At 73.5% G+C, this 1,756-nt stretch carries 1 protein-coding gene; it reads left to right on the top strand.

What is annotated here, in order from left to right; genetic code table 11:
* The first annotated feature begins 162 nt into the window (after window positions 1-162).
* Entirely contained in the window at window positions 163-1,350 is a 1,188-nt protein-coding gene (locus DQW06_RS26195) for an ROK family protein (RefSeq protein ID WP_013155736.1), read from the top strand.
* The last annotated feature ends 406 nt before the right edge of the window (window positions 1,351-1,756 follow it).

Genomic DNA, 1,756 nt, shown 5'->3' with positions numbered 1-1,756 from the left:
GAGTGTGACGCAGGCGGGGGGCGCGGGGAGGCGGCGCGGACGCGCGGGACGTCCGGCCCTTTGAGCCTAAACCCGACTATGGTAAAAAACCAAGCACACTTGAGAACAATTATTTACATAACCTCCCAGCCTTCCCGTCGTAACCTCATGGTTGAATGAGCTATGGCCAGAACCCCCGGACGCCTGTCCTCTGCTGCCACCAGCGGCCACATCCTGGAGCTCATCCGCTCCGGAACCGCGACCAGCCGCTCCGAGATCGGCCGGGTCACGGGCCTGTCCCGTCCCTCCGTGGCCCTGCGGGTCACCGAGCTGATCGGCGGCGGGCTCGTCACCGAGGGCACCGGCGCGGTCTCCAGCGGCGGACGGCCGCCCACCCTGCTGGAGTTCAACGCCGCCAGCGGCCTCATCCTCACCAGCGCCCTGGGCATGGTCCGCAGCCAGGCCGCCGTGTGCGACCTCGACGGCGAGGTCCTCGTGCGCACTCCGGGTTCGCCCGCGATGGAACAGGGCCCCGACGCCACCCTCCCCTGGCTGCTGGACACCTGGTCGGAGCAGATCGCCTCGCTCGGTCGCGACCCCGGTGACGTGCGCGGCGTGGGCATCGGCCTGCCCGGCACCGTCGAGTTCCACGCGGGCCGCGCCGACGACCGCCCCTTCCTCGGCAAGTGGGCGGGCGTGGCGCTGGCCCCGCTGGTCGCCGAGCGCTTCCCGGTGCCGGTGATGGTGGACAACGACGTGAACGTGATGGCGCTCGGCGAGCACATCGCGGGCGGGCACGGGCACCCCGACGACATGGTGTTCGTGAAGGCCTCCACGGGGATCGGCGCGGGTCTGCTGTCCGGCGGGCGGCTGCTGCGCGGTTCGCTGGGCGCCGCCGGGGAGATCGGGCACATCCCGGTGCGCGGCGCGGGCGGGCTCCCGTGCCGCTGCGGCAACACCGACTGCCTGGAGGCGGTCGCGGGCGGGCGGCGGCTGCTGGAGAGCGCCGCCGAACAGGGGTGCCGGGCACGGACGCTCAAGGACCTGGTGGCGCTGGCCTCGGGGGGCGACCCGGTGGCCGTCACCCTGGTCCGGGAGGCGGGGCGCAGACTGGGTGAAGCGCTCGCGGGGGCGGTGAACCTGCTCAACCCCGAGGTGATCGTGCTGGGCGGCGACCTGGCCGAGGCCTACGACCACCTGGTGGCGGGCGTGCGCGAGGTGGTGTTCCAGCAGTGCACCGCCCTGGCCACCCGTCAGCTGCGCGTCGTGGCCAGCTCCCTGTGGGACGAGGCGGGCGTGCGCGGCTGCGCGGCCATGGTGACCGAGGAGATCCTGTCGCCGGAGGCGGTGAACAAGCTCCTGGCGGGTTGAGGGCGATGCCGTGGGCCCTGGGGGGCGGCGCCGGCCCCTGGCAGCCGCGGCGGCGGAGGTGCCGGGTGGCCGCTGGTGAGACCGAGGCGGCGTAGGACCGGCGGGGCCGTGCGCCCCGTGGCGGACCGTTCCCGGGCGCGCGCCGGACCCCTCCTTCGTCCACAGGCTGTGGACGGGGAAGTTACCTCCGCGCCTGACCGGGAATCCTCGCACGGGAGGGGCCCTTGCTCCCCTCCAGCGACCGCCGCGACCCGCGACCGAGCCGTGCCCCCGCGCTCACCCCGCCGACCTGCGACGACGCGTTCTTCGGCGCGCACTCACCCCGCACCCGCACTTGACAACCGCCCTCGGCGTGACGAATAGTCACCGAGCATCACCCCCGCCCCGCACACCTCTGTCACCCCTG

The organism is Nocardiopsis sp. TNDT3 (assembly GCF_003427465.1).
Classification (GTDB): Bacteria; Actinomycetota; Actinomycetes; order Streptosporangiales; family Streptosporangiaceae; genus Nocardiopsis; species Nocardiopsis dassonvillei.
The sequence above is the reverse complement of the archived record's forward strand: the minus strand, read 5'-3'. Positions and strand labels throughout refer to the sequence as shown.

Coding starts and splice junctions, on each gene's coding strand:
- DQW06_RS26195 (WP_013155736.1), top strand. CDS start 163: ATGGCCAGAACCCCCGGACGCCTGTCCTCTGCTGCCACCAGCGGCCAC.